Origin of the sequence: Bacteroides sp. AF39-11AC (genome assembly GCF_003474285.1) — a bacterium.
In the GTDB taxonomy this organism is placed as follows: Bacteria; Bacteroidota; Bacteroidia; order Bacteroidales; family Bacteroidaceae; genus Bacteroides.
In genome coordinates, this window is sequence record NZ_QROH01000008.1 from 239,276 (window position 1) to 257,722 (window position 18,447).

The 18,447-nt window shown below is 42.5% G+C and carries 15 protein-coding genes; 3 read left to right on the forward strand and 12 right to left on the reverse strand.

The genetic code is table 11. The features are described from left to right. Positions 1 to 47 precede the first annotated feature (47 nt). The 12 genes from DW036_RS18530 to DW036_RS18585 form a co-directional block, all read right to left on the reverse strand. Complete coding sequence (locus DW036_RS18530; protein WP_118465705.1) at positions 48 to 1,295, reverse strand: DUF1015 domain-containing protein; 1,248 nt, start codon at positions 1,293 to 1,295, stop codon at positions 48 to 50. Positions 1,296 to 1,320: 25 nt separating this feature from the next. Continuing rightward, a complete protein-coding gene (locus DW036_RS18535; RefSeq protein ID WP_118465706.1) occupies positions 1,321 to 1,515 on the reverse strand; it encodes a hypothetical protein in 195 nt (64 codons plus the stop codon). Between the two features lie 2 nt (positions 1,516 to 1,517). Then, positions 1,518 to 2,441 (reverse strand): NAD(P)-dependent oxidoreductase, encoded by a 924-nt coding sequence (locus DW036_RS18540; protein ID WP_118465707.1) that lies wholly within the window; start codon positions 2,439 to 2,441, stop codon positions 1,518 to 1,520. Positions 2,442 to 2,550: 109 nt separating this feature from the next. Further along, entirely contained in the window at positions 2,551 to 3,618 is a 1,068-nt protein-coding gene (gene serC, locus DW036_RS18545) for a 3-phosphoserine/phosphohydroxythreonine transaminase (RefSeq protein WP_118465708.1), read from the reverse strand. 274 nt (positions 3,619 to 3,892) lie between these two features. After that, positions 3,893 to 5,236 (reverse strand): DEAD/DEAH box helicase, encoded by a 1,344-nt coding sequence (locus tag DW036_RS18550; protein WP_118465709.1) that lies wholly within the window; start codon positions 5,234 to 5,236, stop codon positions 3,893 to 3,895. Positions 5,237 to 5,345: 109 nt separating this feature from the next. Then, a complete protein-coding gene (gene nqrF / locus DW036_RS18555; protein WP_118465710.1) occupies positions 5,346 to 6,620 on the reverse strand; it encodes an NADH:ubiquinone reductase (Na(+)-transporting) subunit F in 1,275 nt (424 codons plus the stop codon). A gap of 19 nt (positions 6,621 to 6,639) precedes the next feature. Then, positions 6,640 to 7,266, reverse strand: a complete 627-nt coding sequence (nqrE, locus tag DW036_RS18560; protein WP_007663369.1) for an NADH:ubiquinone reductase (Na(+)-transporting) subunit E — start codon at positions 7,264 to 7,266, stop codon at positions 6,640 to 6,642. Between the two features lie 22 nt (positions 7,267 to 7,288). After that, positions 7,289 to 7,924, reverse strand: a complete 636-nt coding sequence (locus tag DW036_RS18565; RefSeq protein ID WP_118295926.1) for an NADH:ubiquinone reductase (Na(+)-transporting) subunit D — start codon at positions 7,922 to 7,924, stop codon at positions 7,289 to 7,291. A 4-nt stretch (positions 7,925 to 7,928) separates the two neighbouring features. Further along, positions 7,929 to 8,615: a Na(+)-translocating NADH-quinone reductase subunit C gene (locus DW036_RS18570; protein WP_118465711.1), complete on the reverse strand. Its 687-nt coding sequence runs from the start codon at positions 8,613 to 8,615 to the stop codon at positions 7,929 to 7,931. 14 nt (positions 8,616 to 8,629) lie between these two features. Then, positions 8,630 to 9,799 carry an NADH:ubiquinone reductase (Na(+)-transporting) subunit B gene (locus DW036_RS18575; protein WP_118465712.1) on the reverse strand — a complete coding sequence of 390 codons (1,170 nt, stop codon included), beginning with the start codon at positions 9,797 to 9,799 and terminating at the stop codon, positions 8,630 to 8,632. 32 nt (positions 9,800 to 9,831) lie between these two features. Continuing rightward, positions 9,832 to 11,184, reverse strand: a complete 1,353-nt coding sequence (locus DW036_RS18580) for a Na(+)-translocating NADH-quinone reductase subunit A (RefSeq protein WP_118465713.1) — start codon at positions 11,182 to 11,184, stop codon at positions 9,832 to 9,834. Between the two features lie 353 nt (positions 11,185 to 11,537). Further along, on the reverse strand, positions 11,538 to 12,938 hold the full coding sequence (locus DW036_RS18585; RefSeq protein WP_118465714.1) for a C1 family peptidase: 1,401 nt from the start codon (positions 12,936 to 12,938) through the stop codon (positions 11,538 to 11,540). A 245-nt stretch (positions 12,939 to 13,183) separates the two neighbouring features. On the opposite strand from DW036_RS18585, the gene DW036_RS18590 reads away from it, so the two are divergent. From DW036_RS18590 to DW036_RS18600, 3 genes are all read left to right on the forward strand, one after another. Then, complete coding sequence (locus DW036_RS18590) at positions 13,184 to 14,392, forward strand: BamA/TamA family outer membrane protein (protein ID WP_118465798.1); 1,209 nt, start codon at positions 13,184 to 13,186, stop codon at positions 14,390 to 14,392. A gap of 101 nt (positions 14,393 to 14,493) precedes the next feature. Next, on the forward strand, positions 14,494 to 15,690 hold the full coding sequence (locus DW036_RS18595) for a glycosyltransferase family 2 protein (RefSeq protein ID WP_118465715.1): 1,197 nt from the start codon (positions 14,494 to 14,496) through the stop codon (positions 15,688 to 15,690). Positions 15,691 to 15,729: 39 nt separating this feature from the next. Then, positions 15,730 to 18,384, forward strand: coding sequence for an ATP-binding protein (locus tag DW036_RS18600; protein ID WP_118465716.1), 2,655 nt, complete (start codon positions 15,730 to 15,732; stop codon positions 18,382 to 18,384). The last annotated feature ends 63 nt before the right edge of the window (positions 18,385 to 18,447 follow it).

Sequence of the window (18,447 nt, forward strand, 5' to 3'; positions counted from 1 at the left end):
GATATCCTTTGCAGGAGCATCCTCGCTTCACTTTTTTATTCCATATTTTAATTTAGCTTATGAATCACCAGCCCTGAACGTAGTTTCGGTTCAAACCACGTTGTCTTAGGCGGCATGATATTGCCTGTATCTGCAATATCCATCAATTGCTTCATGCTGACAGGATAAAGTGCCAAAGCCACTTTCATTTCACCACTGTCCACACGTTTCTTCAACTCACCCAAACCACGGATACCACCAACGAAATCAATACGTTTATCAGAACGCAGATCTTTGATACCGAGAACTTCATCCAGAATAAGGTTGGAAGAAATGGTAACATCCAGTACACCAATTGGATCATTATCGTTATAAGTACCCGGTTTAGCTGTCAGACTGTACCACTTACCATCCAGATAAAGGGAGAAATTATGCAAACCGGCAGGTTTATAGATTTCAGTGCCTTTTTCTTCTACTATGAAATTTTTGCTGACAGCAGTCAGAAATTGTTCAGGTGTCAAGCCATTCAAGTCTTTTACAACACGGTTGTAATCAATAATGGTTAGTTGGTTAGCAGGGAAACAAACGGCCATGAAGTAATTATATTCTTCATTACCGGTATGATTTGCATTCTGCTTGGCTTTCTCCGCTCCAACCAAAGCAGCGGCGGCACTACGATGGTGTCCGTCGGCAATATAAAGAGCGGGCATCTTAGCAAACTCCTTCGTAATGGCATCAATGTCTTCCTGCTTATCAATAATCCAGAAAGTATGACCAAAGCCATCACCGGGAGCAATGAAATCATATACCGGCTTTTCGGCTGTATAATGAGCGATAATAGCATCCAGAGTAGCATTGTCAGGATATGCAAAGAATACCGGCTCTATATTGGCATTATTCACACGGACATGTTTCATACGGTCTTCTTCCTTATCGCGACGGGTCAGCTCATGTTTCTTAATGACGCCATTCATATAATCAGGTACATAGGCACCTACCACTAAACCATATTGCGTTTTCCCATTCATGGTCTGCGCATAGACGTAGTAGTTTTCTTTATCATCCTGCACCAGCCAGCCTTTGTCCTGAAACATCTGGAAGTTTTCAGCAGCTTTCTGATAAACACATTCATCGTGTTCGTCGGTACCTACGGGAAAATCTATTTCGGGTTTAATGATATGATACAACGATTTTTCGTTTCCTTTTGCCTCTTCGCGCGCTTCTGCTGAGTTCAGCACATCATATGGGCGGGAAGCTACTTGCTCCACCAGATCCTGCGGTGGACGGATACCTTTAAAAGGTTTAATTATTGCCATAAGTCAAGGTGTGTGTTTTAATGGATTATTGAGATTTCTTTTTCATGAAATGCGCAATCAAATAGATTGCACTGCCTAATATCAACACAACAGATACGCCCTCGCAAAAGCCGAGGGCGAAATCTGAAAGTTCTTTTCTGAATATGCTGCTTAGTGCAAAAACACCAGCACCTATCATCAGATAGACAACTGCAAATCTATAGGCAGTTTTACTAGTCATTCTTATTTCTTATTTACGCGGAATTTCTCACAACCATCTTTCAGGAAGCCAACAATCTGCTGTGCAGCAGCAATACCTGCATTGATATTAGCTTCAGCAGTCTGTGCACCCATCTTCTTCGGTGTAGAGAAGTAACGTCCGGCAAACTTGGCAGCAAATGTTTCATGAGCTGCAGGCATAATATCCGTCATGTATTTCAAGTCACCACGTTCTTCCATCAACTGGATCAGTTCAGCTTCATTGATAACCTCTTTACGGGCAGTATTTACCAATACACCATTCTTCGGCATCTTGTTTACCAGAGCATAGTTGATAGAGTTCTTAGTATCAGCGGTAGCCGGAATATGCAATGAAACTACGTTGCAAGTAGAATAGAGCTCATCAGCAGAGTCAACAGCTGTCACACCATCTTTTTCAATCACTTCTTTCGGGCAGAAAGCATCGAAAGCGTAGATTTCCATTCCGAAACCTTTAGCAATACGAGCTACATTACGACCTACATTACCATATGCATGGATACCCAGTTTCTTACCTTTCAGTTCCGTACCGGAAGTACCGTTATACATATTACGAACAGCCATCACCATCATACCGAAAGCAAGTTCAGCCACAGCATTTGAATTCTGTCCCGGAGTGTTCATTACGCATACACCATGAGCAGTAGCTGCATCCAAGTCTACATTATCGTAGCCTGCACCTGCACGTACCACAATCTTCAGTTCTTTTGCAGCATCCAATACTGCGGCATCTATAATGTCGCTACGGATAATGATGGCATTAGCATCTTTCACTGCGTCCAGCAACTGGGCTTTCTCTGTATATTTCTCCAACAAGGCAAGTTCATAACCTGCTGCTTCAATTTCTTTGCGAATACCGTCTACAGCTACTTTAGCGAACGGTTTGTCGGTTGCAATTAATACTTTCATGATTCTTATGATATTAAAAAAGACTCACCACAGATTACACAGATTATCACAGATTTTAATCCTAAAACAATCTGTGCAGATCTGAGTAATCTGTGGTGAATAAATATTATTAATGAAGTTTCTCAAATTCCTGCATACAGTCAATCAAAGCTTGTACGCTTTCCTTCGGCATAGCATTGTAGCAAGATGCACGGAAACCACCCACTGAACGGTGTCCTTTGATACCTACCATACCTCTTTCTGTTGCAAACTTCATGAAATCAGCTTCCAGTTCTTTGTATTCGGGAGCCATCACGAAGCAGATGTTCATACGTGAACGGTCTTCTTTAGCAGCTGTACCTACAAACATTTTGTTACGGTCGATTTCAGCATACAACATATCTGCCTTTTCAGTAGCACGACGTTCCATTTCTTTCACACCACCCTGTGCCTTGATCCAACGTAAAGTCTGCAGTGCAGCATAGATTGGAACAACCGGAGGAGTATTGAACATAGAACCACTGTCAATATGTGTCTGATAATTCAACATTGTCGGGATATAGCGGGATACTTTACCCAAAGCGTCATTCTTCACGATAACAAATGTAACACCGGAAGGAGCCAGATTCTTCTGTGCACCACCATAGATACAAATATATTTAGACACGTCAATAGGACGGGAGAAAATATCAGAAGACATATCGGCAATCATCGGAACGTTTACATTCAAATCTTCCTTAAGTTCAGTACCATAAATAGTGTTGTTGGTTGTGATGTGGAAATAATCAGCATCAGCAGGTACTGTATAGTCCTTCGGAATATAAGTATAAGTAGATTCAGCGGAAGAAGCGACTTCAACTACTTCACCGAATGCTTTGGCTTCTTTCATGGCTTTTTTGGCCCATACACCTGTATTCAGGTAAGCAGCTTTCTTTTCAAGGAAGTTGAAGGGTACCATGCAGAATTCCAAACTGGCACCACCGCCCAAGAACAGTACCGAATACCCTTCAGGGATATTAAGTAATTCTTTGAATAGTGCTACAGCTTCATCCACAACGGGTTGAAAGTCTTTAGCACGGTGGCTGATTTCCATCAGTGAGAGGCCTGAACCATTGAAATCGAGAATAGCTTTTGCCGTATCCTCAATCACCTCACGAGGAAGAATAGAAGGTCCTGCATTGAAATTATGCTTTTTCATTTGAAGTTTGTTTTGGTTATACAATTTCGTTCATTAGTGTCTTTAGACCTTGCGAAATTACGGAAATATTTCTTTAAAACAAACCTTTCATAATGAAATTCCATTTTAATAGCGCATTTAGCTTACTTTTTAATGGTTTATACAGGATATATGCACCATTTTGTTATCCATACTTATCAAGAACAATACTTTTAGAGAAACTAAAAGTATTGAGGATTTATTACTTCATATTCAGAAGAATATGTGCAAATAAAGTGAATATTTATAAGAAAACTTACTTAGCCTCCTCTATTATCGTCTTTATTCCTTTGATTTTTTCACCACGTATCAGCGTAAGCAATTGCTTTATTTTGCTACGGCGCACAGCTACAAAAGCATAATGTTCTTTCACATCTACCTGTCCGACGTCTTCACGTGCCATTCCACCTTTCTTATATAGGAAACCTACAATATCGATTTTATTCAATTTATCTTTTTTTCCTTTACCAATATATAATGTAGCCCAACGAGGTTTAGCAGGCTTAGGAAGCACCTCCGGAAATTCGTAAGTATCAATATTGTCAGAAATATATTCCGGTACAAATTCTTCTTCGTGCAGAATCAAATAGGCGTTTCCTGATGCCTCCCAACGCGCCGTACGTCCATTACGATGAGTGTAGGCTTCTTCATTCACGGGAGGATGATAATGCACCACATTTTCGATGCCCGGAATATCCAGTCCGCGGGCAGCAAGATCGGTAGAAATTAATACTGAACAACTACCATTGCGGAATTTGTAGAGTGCTCGCTCACGGTCAGGCTGTTCCATACCCCCGTGAAACATATCACACGGGAACTTCTTAGCTTGCAGGTATCCGGTGACGCGCTCCACACTATCACGATAGTTACAAAATACAAGAGTGGAATGATAACCAAGCGTACAAAGCAAATTGTACAGTGTTTCCAGTTTATCTTTTTCGGGAGAAATAACTTTATGTAACTTCAGACGAGGGGCAAGAGCATCGGGATCAAGAAAATTAAGCTTAACCAGTTGAGAACTGAAGGCTGAAGATTGGGAATCCCCTCCCACTCCGGCAAATTGTGGAATTTCCTCGGCATCTGTAGCTGAAAGTAATATACGCTTTTTTAATGAAGGCAATTGTCCGATAACTTCCGCCATCTCGTCATGGAAACCAAATTCAAGACATTTATCAAACTCATCTATTACTAATGTAGTAACAGTACCCGCATCAAAATTCTCTTTTCTCAAATGATCGTTCATTCGCCCCGGTGTACCGATAATGACTGAAGGATTGATTCCTTTCATCGTCCTATGTTCCTCCATAGCAGGACGGCCACCATAACAACTCATAGCCTTAAAGGGAGTTCCCATGGATTTAAATACAGTTTCAATTTGCAATGCCAGTTCCCGCGAAGGTACCAACACAACGGCCTGTACACCTTGCACATTCGTCTTTAATGATTGTACCAACGGGAGAAGAAAAGCCAGTGTTTTACCCGAGCCTGTAGGTGAGAGTAGCACCAAATCTTTATTTTCATGATAAACCTCCCGAGTTGCCTCCTGCATCGGGGTGAGTTGTTCTATTTGCAGATTACGCAGTATATCCTGAATTTCCATAACATTCTTTTTCGATAACGGGTCAAAGATAACAAAAAAACTCCTGCGTAGCCGTAGCCTTGCAGGAGTTTCTACAAATATCGAAGTTTTTTATAAATCTTGCCTAATTTTATCCGCCGAAGTTATCGAACATCAAGTTCTGAGCCGGAACACCAAGATCGTCGAGCATCTTCTCAACAGCCTTCGACATCGGACCAGGACCACACATGTAATATTCAATATCTTCAGGAGCTTCATGGTCTTTCAGGTATGTATTGTAAATTACCTGATGAACGAAGCCCGGAGTATACTTCACGCCTGCTGCATCTGCTGCGGGATCCGGACGGTCTAATGCCAGATGGAACGTAAAGTTCGGGAAATCTTTCTCAATTTGCAGGAAGTCTTCCAGATAGAATACTTCGTTTAGGGCACGTGCACCGTAGAAGTAAGTCATCTTACGGTCAGTAGTATGCAATGTCTTCGTCAAGTGCATGATTTGCGCACGCAACGGAGCCATACCGGCACCACCACCAATCCACATCATTTCCTTCTTAGAGTCGAATATCGGGTGGAAATCTCCGTAAGGACCACTCATGATTACCTTATCACCCGGTTTCAAAGTGAAGATATAAGAAGAAGCGATACCTGCAGGCACATCCATAAAGCCTTGTCCCTGATCTTTCGGCTTGAACGGCGGAGTTGCGATACGTACCGTCAACATGATACGGTCACCTTCTGCCGGATAGTTAGCCATAGAATAAGCACGGATCGTTTCTTCGTTATTGTCACACTTCAATGTGAACAAACCGAATTTTTCCCATGCAGGCAAGTACTCGTCACCAATCAGACTCTTATCAATGTCCTTGTTATAGTCCATTGAATATTTAGGAATCTTGATCTGTGCATAAGAACCCGGGATAAAATCCATGTGCTCGCCTTTAGGCAACGCAACGATGAACTCTTTGATGAACGTAGCCACATTCTTGTTGGAAATAACTTCGCATTCCCACTCTTTTACACCAAGTACAGACTCATCGATCTTGATAGCCATATCGCTCTTCACTTTCACTTGGCAACCCAGACGCCAGTGATCCTGTACTTGCTTACGGCTAAAATGAGGAACCTCAGACGGCAGAATCTCACCGCCACCATCCAGTACCTGGCATTTACACTGTCCGCAAGAGCCCTTACCACCACAAGCGGAAGAAAGGAATACTCCATTTACAGACAATGTGTTCAGTAACGTAGAACCAGACTCCACATCCAGTACATTGTCACCGTTTATAGTCAGTTTTACATTACCCGAGGGCACCAGGAAATTCTTGGCAACCAACAGGATAACGACAAGCAGCAGAATAACCACCAGGAATACTCCAATGCTCGCTAATATTAAATTCATATCCATTGTTTTATTCCTTTCTTTATTAGATGTTCAAACCAGAGAAACACATGAATGCCATTGCCATCAGACCTACTGTAATAAAAGTGATACCTAAACCTTTCAGTGCATCGGGTACGTCAGAGTAAGCCATTTTCTCACGGATAGCTGCCAGACCTACAATGGCCAATAACCAACCAATACCGGAACCCAATGCATAAGAGATGGCATCCCAAATGTCACCGATGTACTTCGGATCACTCTCACCTACATTGATGCGCTGCTGCATGAACAGAGAAGCACCCATGATGGCACAGTTTACAGCAATCAGCGGCAGGAAGATACCCAGTGAAGCGTAGAGAGAAGGACTAAAACGTTCCACAACCATCTCCACCAACTGCACGATACCGGCAATTACGGCAATAAAAAGGATAAAACTCAAGAAGCTGAGGTCAACGCCATCAATAATAGCATTGGCAGCCAGCACCTTGGTCTGCAATAAATAGTTGACCGGAAGCGTAACCACCAATACGAAAGTTACGGCGATACCCAGTCCTACAGCAGTTTTCACATTCTTGGATACAGCTAAGTAAGAGCACATACCCAGGAAGAATGCAAATATCATGTTGTCCACAAATATGGAGCGGACAAATAAACTTATTAAATGTTCCATAATTCTTTCTGTTTACTAGTGATTACTTTTCTTGCAATTCTTTGTGACGAGCACGTTGATACCAAATGATACAAGCGCAGATGATCAAAGCCATCGGCGGCATCAGCATCAAACCATTGTTCACATAACCCAAGTTTGTCAGCCATTCATGGTTCAATATATTGAAACCGAGCAATGTACCCGAGCCTAATAGTTCACGGAAGAAAGCTACGATAATCAAAATCTTAGCATATCCCAAACCGTTACCTATACCATCCAGGCAAGATTCCCACGGACCGTTCTGCATGGCAAATGCTTCCAGACGTCCCATCAGGATACAGTTTGTAATAATCAAACCTACATAAACAGAAAGTTGTACACTTACGTCATAAGCAAACGCTTTCAATATTTCACTCACAATGGTTACCAAAGCAGCTACCACAACCAACTGAACAATGATACGGATACGGTTGGGGATGGTCTTGCGCAACAATGAAATAACCACATTGGCAAAAGCCGTAATCACTGTTACCGAAAGACCCATTACGATGGCGGGTTCCAGTTTGGCAGTTACAGCCAATGCAGAACAAATACCCAGTACCTGTACGGTAACAGGATTGTTCATGCCCAGCGGAGTTGAGAATACTTCTCTATTTTTCTTTGAAAATAACTGTCCCATATCCTTATTCCTCATCATTATTGGTTAAAAAACTCTTGTAACTATTCAGACAAGCTTTCAACATGGCATCTACACCTACAGAAGTAATCGTACCACCGGAGATACCGTCTACCTGATAATCAGGTTTCTCTACCTTGCCGTTCTTCACGACGCCCAGAGTTACTTCACCATTTTCCATTGTCTTCTTACCCAGGAACTCATCCTGAAAGTGTTGTCCGGCGATTTCAGCACCCAGACCCGGAGTTTCACTGGCATGAGAGAAATAGACACCATAAACAGTATCCTTATCGCTGTTCAGTGCAACATATCCCCAAATAGCACCCCAAAGACCGGCACCGTAAACAGGGAATACATATTTCTTCTCTCCATTCACTTCTGCAACGAATACGTGCAGGCGTTGGTATTCTTTAGCTTCTTTCTCGTAGCCAGTAGCAAATGCTCCGGTGTTCTCGGTCAGAGTACCGTCCACGTTCATCAGCATATCTCCTTTTACATATTTATTATACTCAGCTTCGGCATCTTTCACATCTTTGATTTTCAATGCAGCGAGTATTTGCTTCTTCGTATCCAGTTCCACATTCTTATTCTGAATAGTTCTCAGAGAGGAACTAACGAATGCCAGCAAAAATGCAACGATAACAACCATTACCGAAGCATAAATGATAGTATAACTATTACTATTGGTATTCATTTTCTTACGGTACTTTAATTGTTAGACTTAATTGCACGTTTCTCGCGACGGCTGATGTTACCTTGTACTACACAGTAGTCAATCAGCGGAGCGAAGATGTTCATCAGTAGGATGGCAAGCATCATACCTTCGGGATAACCGGGGTTCAGTACACGGATCACGATTGCCATGACTCCAATCAGGAAACCGAAGATATACTTACCCGTCTCGGTACGTGCCGAAGTTACAGGGTCGGTAGCCATGAATACGGCACCGAAGCAGAAACCACCCAGTACCAGGTGTTCGTACCAAGGCATGTGAGCCATAGCTGTGTCAGGCCCAACAGTATTAAATATCCAAGCCATGAACGCACCACCTACAAATACGGAAAACATTGTTTTCCAACTTGCAATACCCGTTGCCAGCAACAGGATAGCCCCCAAAGCGATAGCAATAACACTGGTTTCACCGATAGAACCCGGTATCAATCCCGTCACCATATCCCAGGAGAATGGCGGCACAGCCCCCGAAGTAGCAGCAGCTCCCAGCGGAGTAGCTACGGTCAATCCGTCAACAGCTTGTCCCAGACCGAAGACAGTGTCACCTGATACCCAAACAGCATCACCCGACATCTTCGTAGGATATGCAAAGAAAAGGAATGCACGAGTAATCAGAGCAACGTTGAACACATTCATACCCGTACCACCGAATACTTCCTTAGCAAAAATAACAGAGAATGCAGTAGCCACCGCCAGAATCCATAGCGGACAGTCTACCGGAACAATCATAGGGATCAGGATACCGGAAACGAGGAAACCTTCCTGGATTTCTTCTTTCTTCCACTGAGCCACAACGAACTCAATACCCAAACCTACTACATAAGAAACAATGATTTTAGGCAATACAGCCAGAAAACCGTAGGCAAACATTTCAATGAAGCTACCTGTAGCACCAGTATTCGTGAAATGCTGATAACCTACGTTATACATACCGAACAGTAACGCCGGTACCAACGCAATGACCACCATCGACATAATACGCTTGCTGTCGATAGCGTCGTGAATATGCGTTCCCGATTTCGAAGTCGTGCTGGGGACGAACAGGAATGTTTCGAATCCGTCGAACACAGACTGGAATGCGTGGAATTTGCCGCCCTCTTCAAAGTTCGGCTTTATCTTGTCGAGATAATTTCTTAACGCTTTCATCTTTAATTTTTAATTCTTGATTTTTAATTGAATTAGGCCATTTCAGCACGGAGCATGTCAAGTCCTGCACGAACGATACGCTGAACTTCTACCTTCGAAGAACATACGAACTCGCAAAGAGCAAAATCCTCAGGAGCTACCTCATAAATACCCAAAGCTTCCATACGGTCAATATCACCTGCAATGATAGCTTTTACCAGATATTCAGGGAAGATGTCCATCGGGAATACTTTATCGTACTCATTAGACATGATCATATGACGTTCACCACCTTTGATACGGGCGTCAAGCACATATTCCTTATTATTACCCAGCAACCAGCTGAAATAAGAATGGTTCACACTGAACTGATTGAAACGCGGCATAATCCAGCCCAGCATTTCGTGAATATCGTCACCTTCGGGAATCACTGTCAACTGGTTGTCAAAAGCGCCAAGAAAACCGTTCGGATTCACTTTTTTACCTGTAAGTACATTACCGCTGATGTAGCGTAAATCTCTACCGGTAGTCACGTTTCCGCTGAATACGTTTGTCAGCAGAGCACCGACTTTCAATTTGCAGTAAGCAGGTTTCAACACTTCAGAACCTGTTACGGCTACTTTGCGCGTCATGTCCACACGACCTGTATTGAACAGACGTCCGATGAATATAACAGCTTCCGCACCGATTGTCCATACGGTTTCACCCTTCACAACAGGTGAAATATGGTTAATCTGTACGCCTACATTGCCGGCCGGATTCGGTCCGTCAAATGCGGTAATCGTTACATTCTTGGCTTGCGTCAACGCTGCTGCCTTTTGTTTTACACTAATACTTAAATACGTCTTTGCCATTTTGGAAAGAGCGTCCAATCCTGTTTGGAAGTTTGCTTCCTCGCCTTTCAGGGCGAATTCAAAATCAGGTGCCAGCGGGTTACTGTCGAAGGCCGAAACAAAGATAGCTTTCGGATACATCGTCGGATCAGCAATCACATCATAGGGACGCTGACGGATGAACGCAAACATACCGGCTTCCAGCAATGCAGCTTTCACCGACTCGCCATTCAGGGCATTCACGTCTTTCTTACCGAATTCTTCATAGTCTTGCTCGGCTGCAGCTTCAACGACAATGTTCAGCACCTTACGGCGTGCGCCGCGCTCCACACTTGTCACTACGCCGCTAACGGGCGAAACAAATTTCAATTCAGGATGATTCTTGTCGATAAACAAGGGTCCTCCGGCCATCACATATTCCTGTTCTTTGACTACCACTTTCGGAGTGATACCCGTAAAATCATCGGGAACCAATGCGTAGAATCCCGGTTCTTTCACAGACATAAACTCTTGAGAGGCTTTACCTTTCAGGTTGATGTCAAGGCCTTTACGTAACTTAATTACATTTGCCATGCGTTTATATAAAATAATGGTTTCATTAATTTGCCGCAAAAGTAGCAAAAAAGAACGTGAATAAAGAGCAAAAACAAAAGGAATTACGGAGAAATTTCCGTAATTCCTTTCGTTAACGAACACGATAACAACAAGGGCAATCAGCAGCTTCTCGAATATCCTTCACAACATCCCCTTTCTTTCTACAATATCCTTACCGACATAGTCAAGAAAAAGAAATCAGTCATAATAGTTGATTATTAAAGCATTACAAGAAGTTAAGAGTTTGTCGACAAGGAGTTAACTTCTTGCTGGCAAACTCTTAACTTCTTATTGACAGGATATTAATTCCCTGTCCGAAAGAGAATAATTGTTTAGTATTCTTCCGAAAACATAGGATCCCAAGCCGGCAGACGAATAGGCTTCTGTTTGAATATATCCATCACCTTAGCGGGCACATACTTAGTTTCCAGAACCAGACGGAACATATATTCATCAAACCATTCATCCGTCATAATCAGATGCCCCTGATAACCGCTTGCTGGTCCCCAACTATTTTCCACCATCCACTTCACAGGCTTTCCGTCTTTATTCAGATCTACCGCCATAAGAGTCATGGCATGAGAAGAACCGCTGGAAAAAGTCTGGATACGTTGTTTCTTGTCCATATTGAAAGTAGTGCCCATAAGCGATTCGTAATCGTAATTCTTCACATCGAGCAAACCACGTTCGGAATTCAGGAACTTACCTACATCACAAGAGAAATACATCATAGTGCTGTCCTTCAAAGAAGCGATAGCCATTTCTTTGATATCCTCCACAGGCAGGTTTACATATGTCCAGTTTTTGCCATCATAACGGTGGCGGTCATAATCTATCTCATAGCATTTGTAGTATTCACGGGAAGGGTCGTTCATTACCATCACATAATTGCCCAGCAGATTCTCATCACCATATTTCTTCAGGAAAGACATCGGAGTGTGATGTTCGGTCTCCGCTGGATTACCCTTGGCATCCTTACGTACATAATCGAACTCTGTAGGTGGAACACCCAAATTCAGTACCAACATACGATATATAGTACCGAGCATTGTTGTTTTCTCTTTTTCCAATGCTACCGGTTTTGCTCCTTTAGCAGCAAGGTCACGCAATTGCAAGCCGTATTCTTTCAATTTCAAAGAAACCAGATTTGCCATACGCGAAGTATTATCACTGCTATTGGTTTCCGGCATAGCTTCCTTAGGTACCAGACCATATTTACTGACAATGTCGGCAACTCCCGTAAATGTTCCACCATCACTCAAAGGATGTTGAAAAAGCCATTCCACTGTTTTGTCGCTCATAGGTTTTTCACGGGTGTCGATAATACCTTGCAGGAAAAGATTGGCTTTCTCCAGTTGATCCCAGAAGAAAGGGTAAATCTCCGAAAATTCAAAAGATTGAAAATCATATTCGGCAATAGTCTTGGCACGCATCACGTTCAGTCCGGTGAAGAGCCAGCAACGTCCGGACGACTTCTGATCTGTAATTCCTTTGGAGTTTACCTTCACGGAAAAATGAGTATCCATTCCTGTCAGATTCTCCTGATTCAGTGCAAGTTTACGAATGTCATTGTTTCCGATGGCATTACGAAGAGCCTTATCGGCAGTGGTGCCTTGATAGCTCTGTTTAATCTGGTTCAGCATCGTTTCGCTGATTCCCCCTTTTCCGTCTTGTGCCTGCATGGAAAATAAAGCGGCACTGAAAACAAAAACTGATAAAATTCGTTTATTCATAAAATATATGGTTTGTATAGTAATTGGTCTATTTTTCCTGTCTTCTACAGGTCTGCCCCTATCAAGTCCGTACTTGCTCCGTGTCTAAGAACTTGGACATTGGCAATTCCCACTGTCAGTTCTTTGATTAGATGCAAAATTAATGGCTTTTTTGAAACTTTTAGTAAAATCTTTAGATTTATTGTCTTTTGAATTGAAAACTAATTCAAATTTATTAGTTTTCTTTGTACCCTCATTCGCATGATATGAAAAAATATACAATAGGTATTATTACGTTACTGCTTTCTGTAACAGCACTTTCCGCTCAGGAAGGAATGAATTTGATTATTACTGGAAACGATACGGCTCCTGCATTGACTAAGCGTGAATTGCGCAGACAAAAAGTAGCAAAACGAAACTTGCATTATAATATTCTGGGCGGTCCGAGCTATACACCCGATTTTGGTGCAGTACTTGGTGGCAGTGCTCTGATGACTTTCCGCATGAATCCCAGTGACACTACACAGTTGCGTTCTGTAGTTCCTGTAGCCATCGCTTTCTTGTTCAATGGTGGCATCAACCTCTTTTCCAAGCCTCAACTTTTTTTTAAAGGTGACCGTTTCCGAATCTTCGGAAAGTTTGCTTATAAGAACACGGAAGATAATTTCTACGGTCTGGGCTACAGTACAAATAAGAATTATGTTCGTAGCGACAGCACCAGCCAATACCGCTACAGTGGTATCCAGTTCAATCCCTGGTTCCTTTTCCGCTTAGGTAACAGCAATATATTTGCCGGACCACAGATAGACATCAACTATGACGATATTACAGAACCTGCCAAATATCTGGTAGACGAACCGTCCTACAAGGCAGCTGGAGGTACCGAGAAAGGCTACAAGAATTTCAATTCCGGGCTCGGCTTCCTGTTGACTTACGACAGCCGTGACATACCCTCCAACGCTTATTCCGGCATGTATCTCGATTTCCGTGGAATGATGTATACCAAATTTCTCGGAAGCGATGAAAACTTTTATCGCCTGGAGATAGACTATCGCCAATATAAAACTGTCGGTAAACGCAAAGTCATTGCCTGGACAGCACAAACTAAAAATGTGTTTGGTGATGTACCTTTGACACAATACATGCTTACCGGAACTCCTTTCGACCTGCGTGGTTATTATATGGGACAATATCGTGACAAGTCTTCCCATGTGGTCATGGCGGAATATCGCCAGATGATAAATACCGATAAGAGCACCTGGCTGAAGCGTATGCTCAACCACATAGGTTTCGTAGCCTGGACGGGTTGCGGATTCATGGGCCCCACTCCCGGTAAGATAGAAGGGGTACTTCCCAACTACGGTGTTGGATTACGTATTGAAGTACAGCCCCGTATGAATGTACGCCTTGATTTGGGTAAAAATACAGTCAACAACCAAACGCTGTTTTATTTCAATATGACAGAAGCGTTTTGATCTATAAATTATAAATCATAAATCTTCCCCTTTTCTTGCATCAGTAAAAGATTATCTATACTTTTGAGCATTATTATTTGTTTACCTTAGACAATTTCATAATGAGAACTTTCGAGATATTATTCTGGATAAGCCTTTTTATCGTATTCTACACTTATATAGGATATGGAATTGTATTATACATTCTGGTTAAGATAAAGGAAATTTTCCGTAGGCCGATCCACTACCCCATGCCTCCTGATGAAGAGCTGCCCGAACTCACACTCTTTATTGCAGCTTACAACGAAGAAGATGTTGTAGACGAAAAAATGCAGAACTGTCTGGATTTAGACTATCCTGCAGAGAAGCTGCAAATATTCTGGGTAACTGATGGCAGTAACGATCATACAAATGAACGCCTTTCACGCTGGCCACAGGCCACTGTACTCCATCAACCCCAACGGCAGGGAAAAACTGCTGCCCTCAACCGGGGAATGAAGTTTGTCAAAACACCACTCGTTATATTCACCGACGCTAATACACACCTGAACCGGGAAGCACTACGCGAAATTGTGCATGCTTTTGTCAACCCCAAAGTAGGTTGTGTCGCTGGCGAAAAACGTATTGCCGTACAAAACAAAGACAACGCCGCTTCAGGTGGAGAAGGTATTTATTGGAAATATGAATCGACTTTGAAAGCACTCGATTCACGTCTTTATTCAGCCGTAGGGGCTGCCGGAGAATTGTTCGCCGTACGTCGGGATTTGTTCGAAGACATGAGAACGGACACCTTACTTGATGACTTTATCCTCTCTCTTCGTATAGCTATGCGCGGTTACACAATCGCTTACTGTGCTACAGCTTATGCCACCGAAGGTGGTTCTGCCGATATGCAGGAAGAAGAAAAACGCAAAGTACGCATCGCAGCCGGAGGATTACAGTCTATCTGGCGATTGCGTCCATTGCTGAATCCATTCCGCTATGGCTGGCTTAATTTCCAATATGTATCCCATCGTGTTCTGCGGTGGTCTATCACTCCTATCCTCTTATTCTTACTACTACCTCTTAACGTTATATTACTCTTTACCAGCAGTTGTCCGTTATTTTATGCCGCCATTTTGGGGCTACAGATTCTATTTTACATGATGGGCATTTGGGGATATATCCTCTCAAGAAAGCATATTAAAAACAAAATACTCTTTATTCCTTATTATTTCCTCTTTATGAACGTCAATGTAATAAGGGGGTTCCGATACCTGAGTAAACGCAAAGGCAACAATAGCGGAGCTTGGGAAAAAGCACGAAGAGCTGTACAATAAAACCCCTGTTCACCAATAAATCTTAATACACAAAAAGACATGAAAAGTATTCTGAAAGACACAAATAACTCCGAAAAACTATTGAACATGGTATCAGATACATTGATACTCATGGACCAAGACGGCGTATGCGTAGATATAGCTATCCATAATGTAGATTTATGGTTCATAAAAGAAAAGAGACTACTCGGGAAGAATTTACTGGCCCTGTTGCCTCCCAGTACGTACCGTGAGTTTTATCCGGAATTTAAGAAAGTCTTGCTCCGGAAAACAAAATCAATCCGCAATTACGAACTCACATTGCGGGGTAGAAATTATTTCTTCAAATGTATCATGCAACCCTATGGTGACCTGATATTATGCCAATATCGTGACATCACGGAACGTAGTCAACGCAAACTGGAACTGGAAAGAAAAAACCGGGAACTGTATGAAATACAAAAAGCCGCCCTCATTGGCAGGTGGATATATGATACCGGTACTAAGGAATTCAGTTATACAGGTCAGACTGGTATCATGTGTACGGACGAAGAACAAAATATCCCCCTATCTGACTATCTGAATCTTGTTCTTCCCGAAGATAGGGAAAGTTTCAGCAATTGGCTCACCCGGAATCTGAAAGGAAGTATGGAAGAAAGCATAGACTATCGTATCTCCTTAGACAAAAAGGTCTTCTACATCCGCCTGAAAGCATTTACCCGCGAACGTCGCAAAAACGGCAATATCACACTGGAAGGATATATACAGAACATTACCGACATCCAGCAAAGACGTAACGATATCAACCTGCTGACGCATGCCATCAATAATTCCACGGAAGACATCTTTGCCGCCCATGAAGATGGCACACTGATATTCGCCAACCGCCAATTTAAGCAACACCACAATCTGAGCAATACGGACGACATCACCCAACTAAGGATTTATGAAATAGGTTCGTATGCCCGGAACGAAGAAGAATGGAAGAAAATGGTTGTTTCTATCAAGAATGGAGACAAGAAACAGAGTGTCACTATGTACAATCCTCTACCACTCTATCCCGAAGTGCTGGCATACGAAGGCAATGCCTATTGTGTCATTAGTGATGAAGGTTACGGAACAATCTGGGCATTCGGCCGGGATATTTCCCAACGCATCAGCCACGAACAACAAATCAAACGCTTTAACCAGATATTGGATAAGATCATCGAATATTTACCTGCAGGCATTGTTGTAAAGGATATCAAAAACAGCTTTAAATACTTATACCGCAACCGTGAGTCGTACAACCGTGAAATTACCATGCAAGAGGCCCTGGGGAAAGATGACTTCGATTTCTATCCTCTGGAAATAGCAGAAGAAAAGCGTCGACAGGACATTGAAATTGCTTCTACAGGACAAGAAATGCACTGGATAGCAGAAGAACGTGATGGTACCGGGCAGCCTCTTTTCCTTGACAAACGGAAGATGAAAATAGAAAGTAACGACTTCTCGCCCATCTTATTGAATATAGAATGGGACATCACCAACATGGAACTGATGAAACGGGAACTAATGGTTGCTAAAGAAAAAGCGGAAACTTCCGACCAACTCAAATCGGCTTTCCTTGCCAATATGAGTCATGAAATACGTACGCCTCTCAATGCCATCGTCGGTTTCTCACGCATCATCGCCGAAAGTGAAAATACAGAGGAACGCAAAGAATATTACAACATAGTGGAAGCTAACAACGAACGTCTGCTGCAACTCATCAACGAAATACTGGATTTATCAAAGATAGAAGCCGGCATTGTTGAATTCAGCATTGCTCCCGTCCGCCTACATCCGCTTTGTAAAGAGATTCATGATGCTCATGTATTCCGTTGTCCTTCCGGTGTTGAGTTAGTATTTGAACCTTCGGATGAAGATATTCGCATCGATTCGGACAAGAATCGTATTTTCCAAGTTATATCAAACCTGATAGGAAATGCATTCAAGTTCACAACTCATGGAAGTATCAGTTATGGATACCACCAGGAAGGGGAAAATATCATTTTCCATGTAACTGATACAGGAACAGGCATCGCTCCCGAAAAGATAGGAAAGGTATTCGAACGGTTCGTGAAAGCAAACAACTTTGCGCAGGGTACAGGACTGGGATTAGCAATCTGCAAAACCATCATTGAACGTCTGGGCGGAACAATTTCTGTGACTTCCGAATTGGAGAAAGGCACTACTTTCACTTTTAGCCTGCCTGCAAAGATTGCTATAGAGGAAGAAAAAGAAACGCTTGAAAGTGTATTTGAAGGGAATGGGTCGACAACCAATGAACAAAAAGCAACAACTGAAAAGAATCAGACTACACCTGAAAGTTCTCTAATGAAAACGATCCTGATAGCCGAAGATACCGACAGTAATTATATCCTGATCAAAGCCATCTTAGGAAAAGAATATCACTTGGAGCGTGCCAAAGATGGTATGGAAGCCGTCAATATGTTTGTGGAATTAAATCCGGATATCATCCTGATGGATATGAAAATGCCGAACCTCGGCGGACTGGATGCAACAAGAATCATCCGTGAACTATCACCCGATGTCCCCATCATCGCCCTGACTGCTTTTGCCTATGATCATGACCGTAAAGCAGCACTTGAAGTAGGGTGCAACGATTTCCTGACTAAACCTTTCACACAGGAGGTACTAAAAGAGACGATAAAAAAGTGGGTTAATAAGTGATTAACGGTAAGTGATTAGTGATTAGCAGGCTGCGCTATGATACCGCAGGAGCTAATCACTAAT